The 7,165-nt window shown below is 61.2% G+C and carries 8 protein-coding genes; 6 read left to right on the top strand and 2 right to left on the bottom strand.

Going from position 1 to position 7,165, the window contains the following annotated elements; genetic code table 11:
- Nucleotides 1–345 precede the first annotated feature (345 nt).
- The 6 genes from PseAD21_RS29045 to PseAD21_RS29020 all read left to right on the top strand — a co-directional run bounded on the left by PseAD21_RS29045 (nt 346) and on the right by PseAD21_RS29020 (nt 5,535).
- The gene (locus tag PseAD21_RS29045) at nt 346–1,122 is read left to right on the top strand and encodes an ABC transporter substrate-binding protein (RefSeq protein WP_102359136.1); all 777 of its coding nucleotides are present in this window, start codon (nt 346–348) and stop codon (nt 1,120–1,122) included.
- 88 nt (nt 1,123–1,210) lie between these two features.
- The gene (locus tag PseAD21_RS29040) at nt 1,211–1,900 is read left to right on the top strand and encodes an ABC transporter permease (protein WP_102359135.1); all 690 of its coding nucleotides are present in this window, start codon (nt 1,211–1,213) and stop codon (nt 1,898–1,900) included.
- A gap of 13 nt (nt 1,901–1,913) precedes the next feature.
- Nucleotides 1,914–2,612, top strand: coding sequence for an ABC transporter permease (locus PseAD21_RS29035; RefSeq protein WP_102359134.1), 699 nt, complete (start codon nt 1,914–1,916; stop codon nt 2,610–2,612).
- Nucleotides 2,613–2,621: 9 nt separating this feature from the next.
- Nucleotides 2,622–3,734 carry a succinylglutamate desuccinylase/aspartoacylase family protein gene (locus PseAD21_RS29030; protein WP_102359133.1) on the top strand — a complete coding sequence of 371 codons (1,113 nt, stop codon included), beginning with the start codon at nt 2,622–2,624 and terminating at the stop codon, nt 3,732–3,734.
- A gap of 18 nt (nt 3,735–3,752) precedes the next feature.
- Complete coding sequence (locus PseAD21_RS29025) at nt 3,753–4,517, top strand: ABC transporter ATP-binding protein (RefSeq protein WP_102359132.1); 765 nt, start codon at nt 3,753–3,755, stop codon at nt 4,515–4,517.
- Between the two features lie 109 nt (nt 4,518–4,626).
- Nucleotides 4,627–5,535: a MurR/RpiR family transcriptional regulator gene (locus tag PseAD21_RS29020; RefSeq protein ID WP_102359131.1), complete on the top strand. Its 909-nt coding sequence runs from the start codon at nt 4,627–4,629 to the stop codon at nt 5,533–5,535.
- A 46-nt stretch (nt 5,536–5,581) separates the two neighbouring features.
- Here the strand turns inward: PseAD21_RS29020 and PseAD21_RS29015 are convergent, their stop codons facing one another.
- Together PseAD21_RS29015 and PseAD21_RS29915 are read right to left on the bottom strand one after the other, a co-directional pair.
- Nucleotides 5,582–6,988, bottom strand: coding sequence for an amino acid permease (locus tag PseAD21_RS29015; protein ID WP_102359130.1), 1,407 nt, complete (start codon nt 6,986–6,988; stop codon nt 5,582–5,584).
- Nucleotides 6,964–7,165 (bottom strand): hypothetical protein (locus tag PseAD21_RS29915; protein WP_218244992.1); only part of this gene is annotated, 202 nt, incomplete at its 5' end. The genes PseAD21_RS29015 and PseAD21_RS29915, both read right to left, overlap by 25 nt.

Raw genomic sequence — 7,165 nt, 5'->3', positions numbered from 1 at the left:
TGATATTGACTGCCCCACCGCTTTCGCGAGCAAGCCCGCTCCCACAGGGGATCTGCGCTTGACTGATCGGCATTAGCGGCAATGGCTGCGATTTCTTGCGTGATGCTATCCAGCCTCGCGGCGCCAGAACCACTGCAACACCGCTGCGCATTATAGGCAGCACCCGCCCCGAGTCGGGTATTGGCGAACGACCGCCGATCCAGAATTGATATTTTTATTTTCAGTTGTATTGATGAATGATTTATTTCGTGTCATTTATAGCCTCGCCGATCACAGGAATGATCCAGCGCGCCACTGCGGATGGCGGGCAACTGTTTCCCTAACGCCCTCCCAGGAGTCAACAAAATGAACAAGACAGAACTTCTAGGTGCTCTGGCGCTGTGCGCGCTCAGCTTCTTGGCACATGCCGATGAAGACAGCCTGCGTATCGGTATCGAAGCCGCCTACCCACCCTTTTCTTTCAAGACACCTGAGGGCAATGTCAGCGGGTTCGACTACGACATCGGCAACGCCCTGTGCGAGGAAATGAAGGTCAAATGCGAGTGGGTCATTCAGGAGTTCGACGGCATGATCCCATCGCTCAAGGTGCGCAAGATCGACGCCGTGCTGTCGTCGATGTCGATCACTGAAGACCGGATGAAGTCGGTCGACTTCAGCAAAAAGTACTACCACACGCCGGGCAAGTTCGCGATGAAGGCCGGCAGCGTGATCAACGACCCGCTGGTGGACCTCAAGGGCAAGAAACTCGGCGTGCAACGCTCCTCGACCTATGACCGGTTTGCCACCGAGCAACTGGAACAGGCCGGTGTCGTCGTGGTGCGCTACGGCTCACAGAACGAAGCCTTCCTCGACCTCGCCTCGGGACGTCTGGACGCCACCCTCGCCGACATCGTCAACACCGACGAAAGCTTCATCAAGACATCGGCCGGACAGGGTTTTGCACTGACCGGACCGGACATCAACGACCCGAAATACTTCGGTCGCGGTGCCGGGATTGCGGTGCGCAAGGGTGATGTCGCCAACGCTGCGCGCCTGAATGCGGCGATCGACGCCATCCGCGCCAACGGCAAGTACCAGCAAGTGATGGCCCGGTATTTCGCGTTCGATATCTACGGCGAATAAACCTTCGCCTCCGCTCGGCGCCGGCCTGCTGCGGGCGCTTTCGGCCTTGTCTTGCGCGCCTTGCGGCGCACGCTTGAGGAACTTCATCATGCTCCACGGCTACGGATCGAGCATTCTCGATGGTGCCTGGCTGACCATTAACCTGGCCCTGACCTCCATGTCCCTGGCCATTGCCCTGGGCCTGATCGGTGCGGCGTTTCGCCTGTCGCCGCTCAAATGGCTGGCCATGCTCGGGGAAGGCTACACCACCCTGATTCGCGGCATTCCCGATCTGGTGCTGATCTTGCTGATCTTCTATGGCGGCCAGGATCTGGTGAACCGCATCGCACTGGCATGCGGTTACACCCGCTACATCGACATCAACCCGTTCATCGCTGGCGTCTGCACCATGGGCTTCATTTTTGGCGCCTATCTCTCGGAAACCTTTCGCGGCGCCTTCATGGCCATCCCCAAAGGCCAGGCGGAAGCTGGCGCGGCCTACGGCATGCGCGGCACTCAGGTGTTCTGGCGGATTCTGGTGCCGCAGATGATTCGCTTCGCCATCCCGGGGTTCACCAACAACTGGCTGGTGCTGACCAAATCCACCGCGCTGATTTCGGTCATCGGCCTGCAGGACATGATGTTCAAGGCCAAGAACGCCGCCGACGCGACCCACGAGCCGTTCACCTTTTTCATTGCGGTGGCGGCGCTGTACCTGATGCTCACCAGCCTGTCGCTGCTGGTGCTGCGCGCACTGGAAAAACACTATTCGGTCGGCATCAAAGCCGCCGAACTGTGAGGAGAACCTGCCCATGATTCTCGACTACAACCTGATCTGGGAAAACTTGCCGCTGTATTTCAATGGCGCCTTGTTGACCCTCAAAGTGCTGTGCATTTCCCTGAGCCTGGGGCTGGTCCTGGCGGTGCCTCTGGCGCTGATGCGGGTGTCGCGCTCGCCGCTGATCAACTTCCCGGCGTGGCTTTACACCTACGTTATTCGCGGCACACCGATGCTGGTGCAACTGTTCCTGATCTATTACGGCCTGGCGCAGTTCGAAGCGGTGCGGCACAGCGTGCTCTGGCCTTACCTCTCCAGCGCCACTTTTTGTGCCTGCCTGGCGTTCGCCATCAATACCAGTGCCTACAGCGCGGAGTTGCTGGCGGGCAGCCTGAAGTCCACCGCCCACGGCGAAATCGAAGCCGCCAGGGCGATGGGCATGTCCCGCCTGACCCTGTACCGGCGCATTCTGCTGCCGTCAGCGTTGCGCCGGGCATTGCCGCAGTACAGCAACGAAGTGTTGATGATGCTGCAAACCACCAGCCTGGCCTCCATCGTCACGCTGGTGGATATCACTGGCGCGGCGCGCACGGTCAGCTCGCGGTTCTATATGCCGTTCGAAGCGTTTATCACCGCCGGCCTCGTCTACCTCGCCCTGACTTTCATTCTGGTGCGCCTGTTCAAGCTGGCCGAGCGCCACTGGCTGGCGTATCTGGCACCGCGCAAGCACTAAGGAGCTGACATGGAAAAAATTCAATACCCGTTGCCGTGGAGCGCTTCGGGCACTGAACGGACACTCTCGGTGTTCCGTTTTGGCGCCGGGCCACGCAAGGCATACATTCAGGCGTCGTTGCATGCTGACGAGCTGCCGGGCATGCGCGTGGCCGTCGAGCTCAAGCGTTGCCTGCTCGAACTGGAAGCTCAGGGGCGCCTGAACGGCGTGATCGAACTGGTGCCGATGGCCAACCCCATCGGCATCGCCCAGATGTTCCAGGCCACGCATCAAGGTCGCTTCGAGTTCGCCAGCGGCAAGAATTTCAATCGTGACTTCCCGGAGTTGGCCGAAGCCGTGGCACCGCTGCTCGAAGGTCGCCTGGGCGATGATGCCGACGCCAACGTCGCGCTGATCCGCCGTGCATTGATCGACATCCTCGGCGACATGCCGCCACCGACCTCGGAGCTCGATGGCCTGCGTCGCCTGTTGCTGCAACACGCCTGTGACGCCGACGTTGTGCTGGATCTGCACTGCGATTTCGAGTCGGTGATGTTGCTCTACACCATGCCGCAACACTGGCCGCGCCTGCATTCACTGGCGGCGCGCCTGGGCGCCGAGGTCACGCTGCTGGCCGAAGATGCCGGCGGCAGTGCGTTCGACGAGGCTTGCGCGATCCCGTGGCTACGCCTGACCGAGCTGTTCCCCGAAGCCAATATTCCCCTCGCCTGCGCGGCCACCACCATCGAGTTGCGCGGCATGGCCGACACCGAGCGCGAACCCTGCACCGCCAGCGCGCAGGCGATTCTTGGCTACCTCGCCGAGCAGGGCCTGATCCGTGGTGAATGGCCGCCAGCGCCGCCCAGTCAGTGCCAGGCGATGCCGTTTGCGGGTGCGCAATACGCTTACGCGCCGCATCCGGGGGTGGTGAGTTTCCTGCAACCCGTGGGCGCACGGGTCAAGATCGGCGACCCGCTGTTCGAAATCCTTGATCCGCTGAACGACCGCCACAGCATCGTGCGCGCCAGCACCGACGGCGTGCTCTATGCCCGCGAACGCCTGCGCTTTGCCCAGCCCGGTCTGTGGCTGGCCAAGGTCGCCGGCTTCACCCCTATTCGCCAAGGCCGCTTGCTCAGCGACTGATGCCAGAGAGTTCAAATCATGTACAAACTTGAAATTCAGGACCTGCACAAAAGCTACGGCGCCCACCAGGTACTCAAGGGCGTGTCCCTGCAGGCCCAGGCCGGTGATGTGATCAGCATCATTGGCTCCAGTGGCTCGGGCAAAAGCACCTTCCTGCGTTGCATCAACCTGCTGGAGCAGCCGAACGCCGGCAACATTGTGCTCAATGGCGAGCCGCTCAAACTGGTGACCAACAAACTCGGCGGGCTCAAGGCAGCCGAACCCCGGCAGTTGCAACGCATGCGCTCACGGCTGTCGATGGTGTTTCAGCACTTCAACCTGTGGTCGCACATGAGCGCCCTGGAAAACGTCATGGAAGCGCCAGTGCATGTGCTGGGCGTTGGCAAGAAAGAGGCCCGGGAAAAAGCCGAGCATTATTTGAACAAAGTCGGCGTGGCGCATCGCAAGGATGCCTGGCCCGCCCACATGTCCGGGGGCGAGCAGCAGCGGGTGGCGATTGCTCGCGCACTGGCGATGGAACCGGAGGTGATGCTGTTCGACGAGCCGACCTCGGCACTCGACCCCGAACTGGTGGGGGAAGTGCTCAAGGTCATGCAGGACCTCGCCCAGGAAGGCCGCACCATGGTGGTCGTGACCCACGAAATGGGCTTCGCCCGCGAGGTCTCCAATCAACTGGTGTTCCTCCACAAAGGCCTGGTTGAAGAGCGTGGCGACCCGCGTGAAGTGCTGATCAATCCACAGTCCGAACGCCTCCAGCAGTTTCTGGCCGGGAGCCTGAAGTAAGCCCGGCGGCGCGCTCGGCTTTGCCCTGCAACGGTTGGCTTCGGATACACTCCCGCCAACCTTGTCAGGCGCAGCCCTTCTCTCACTTTCAGGAACTGTTGATCCGGATATGCCCAGCCCATCGAAAGACACCACTGTCTATGCCGCGCCGGTCATGCGCAAACTGGCGGAAATCGTTGCCGAGCTGCCGCCGTCGCTGCGCAAGGTGGCTGACTTCATCCTGCGACATCCGCTCAAGGCCGCGACGCTGACCATCGAAGAAATGGCCCACGAGACATCGACCTCTCCGGCCGCCGTCAACCGTCTGGCAAAGGCGATGGACCTCGGTGGCTACATGGGCATGAAGGCTGAGTTGATGGCTACGCTGCAGCAGATGGTGTCGCCGGTCGACAAGCTGCGCAATGAACTGGCGCATCGTCCGGGCGGAGCGTTCGGTCTGCATGAACAGATCGAGAGCGCCAGCAGTAACCTGTCCACCACGGCGACCAATAACGACGCCGCCGCGTTCGAAGCGTTCGTCACCCGGCTGACCACCGCGCGCAAGATCTACATCCTCGGCTTCGGCAACAGTGTCTACTTCGCCGGCCTCGCCGCCTCGACGCTGATGCCGTTCTGCGCAGATGCCACCGCCATCAGCATGGAGGGCGGCAACGAAAATGCCGCGTACCGACTGGCCGCGATCACGGATCAGGACGTGTTGCTGGCGATTTCCCTGCCGCGTTATTCCCTCGACACCCTGCAACTCGCTCGCTTCGCCAACGAACGCGGTGCGGCGGTGCTGGCGATCACCGACTCACCGGCCTCGCCGCTCACCAGTATTGCCGAGCATGTGCTGTTTGCGCCTTGCGATCACCCGGTGCTGACCAGCTCCAATGTCGCCATGCTGGCGTTGATCGAAGGACTGGTCGCTGGGGTGATGGCGCGTAACAAGGAAGCGGTCAAACTGGCGACCGAACTGACCGAAAGTGTGATGTCTTACCTGCACATCCCCAACGGCAGCAAAGCCCCGAAGAAGTGATGCGTGGCAGGGACGCGCGCAGATCGCGGACGTCCCTTCTGTCAGATCAGGGCTGAGAAACCGGCTGATCGCTGGTCACGCGGGCAGCCTGGGCGGCCGCCGGTTTGACCCATGTCAGATAGGCCAGCACCAGCAACACGATCCAGACCACGCCGACGATCAGCGCTGCCTGGGTGTCCGGGAAGTAACCCAGCACGCCGAAGACGAACAGCATGAAGGCAATGGCCGCCATCGGTGCATAAGGCCAGAACGGCACCGGGAACTTCAGCTGCGCGACCTGCTCGGCACTCATGGAACGCCGCATGGCCACCTGGGTGAACAGAATCATCAGCCAGACCCACACCGTGGCAAAGGTCGCGATAGAGGCGATCAGCAGGAACACGTTTTCCGGGATCAGGTAGTTCAGCAACACGCCCAACAGCAGCGCGCAGCTCATCACGATAACCGTCAGCCATGGCACGCCATTGCGCGACAGCTGAGCAAAGCCTTTGGGTGCATGCCCTTGCTGAGCCAGACCGTACATCATGCGCCCCGCACCGAAGATGTCGCTGTTGATCGCCGAGACCGCCGCCGAGATCACCACAATGTTCAGAATGGTGGCCGCCGAGCTGATACCCAGATGGTCAAAAATCTGCACGAACGGGCTGCCCTGGCTGCCGATCTGTTGCCACGGAAAGATCGACATCAGCACCAGCATCGTCAGCACATAGAACAGCAGGATGCGCAGCGGCACGGCGTTGATCGCCTTGGGCAGCACACGGTGCGGGTCCTTGGCTTCACCGGCGGTCACACCGATGATTTCGATACCACCGAAGGCAAACATCACCACCGCAAACGAGGCGATCAGGCCGCCCACGCCATTGGGCATGAAACCGCCCTGGGTCCACAGGTTGCTGATATCGGTCGCCTGACCGGGAGCCGTGCTGATACCGAACAACATGATGCCGAAGCCGCCGAGGATCATCGCGACGATAGCCGCGACCTTGAGCAACGACAGCCAGAACTCCATTTCACCGAAGACTTTGACGTTGCACAGGTTCAGGCCGCCGACCACCGACACGATGCCCAGCACCCAGATCCAGCGCGAAACCTCCGGAAACCAGAAGCCCATGTAGATACCGAACGCCGTCACATCGGCCATGCCGACGATGACCATTTCAAACGCGTAGGTCCAACCGAGGATGAAGCCCGCCATGGGCCCCAGATAGGTACTTGCGTAATGCCCGAACGAACCGGCGACCGGGTTGTGCACCGCCATCTCGCCAAGGGCGCGCATGACCATGAACACCGCCGCGCCACCGATCAGGTAGGCGAGCAGAACGGCGGGACCGGCCATCTGGATGGCCGAGGCAGAACCATAGAACAGCCCGGTACCGATCGCCGACCCCAGGGCCATGAAGCGAATATGTCGGGCAGAGAGCCCGCGTTTCAAACCTTTTGCTGGCTGCTGCATTTTTCGTCCTTATTTATTTTTATTCGACGCAAAAATCGAATCGCCAGCAGGCTGACTCCCACCGATGGTGGAAGCTGGCCGGCTGGCGATGAGGCACTTACAGACTCGGCAGCAACTTCACCGGCACCAGCTCGTTCAGACACCGCGAAGCCAGCAGCTCGGTCGCCGCATTGATGT

The organism is Pseudomonas sp. AD21 (assembly GCF_002878485.1).
Taxonomy (GTDB): domain Bacteria; phylum Pseudomonadota; class Gammaproteobacteria; order Pseudomonadales; family Pseudomonadaceae; genus Aquipseudomonas.
This window is presented reverse-complemented; position numbering and strand designations above follow the sequence as displayed.

Bases quoted from the DNA above. Each gene is read 5' to 3' on its own strand.
- PseAD21_RS29045 (WP_102359136.1), top strand. From the start codon at position 346: ATGAACAAGACAGAACTTCTAGGTGCTCTGGCGCTGTGCGCGCTCAGC.
- PseAD21_RS29040 (WP_102359135.1), top strand. From the start codon at position 1,211: ATGCTCCACGGCTACGGATCGAGCATTCTCGATGGTGCCTGGCTGACC.
- PseAD21_RS29035 (WP_102359134.1), top strand. From the start codon at position 1,914: ATGATTCTCGACTACAACCTGATCTGGGAAAACTTGCCGCTGTATTTC.
- PseAD21_RS29030 (WP_102359133.1), top strand. From the start codon at position 2,622: ATGGAAAAAATTCAATACCCGTTGCCGTGGAGCGCTTCGGGCACTGAA.
- PseAD21_RS29025 (WP_102359132.1), top strand. From the start codon at position 3,753: ATGTACAAACTTGAAATTCAGGACCTGCACAAAAGCTACGGCGCCCAC.
- PseAD21_RS29020 (WP_102359131.1), top strand. From the start codon at position 4,627: ATGCCCAGCCCATCGAAAGACACCACTGTCTATGCCGCGCCGGTCATG.
- PseAD21_RS29015 (WP_102359130.1), bottom strand. From the start codon at position 6,988: ATGCAGCAGCCAGCAAAAGGTTTGAAACGCGGGCTCTCTGCCCGACAT.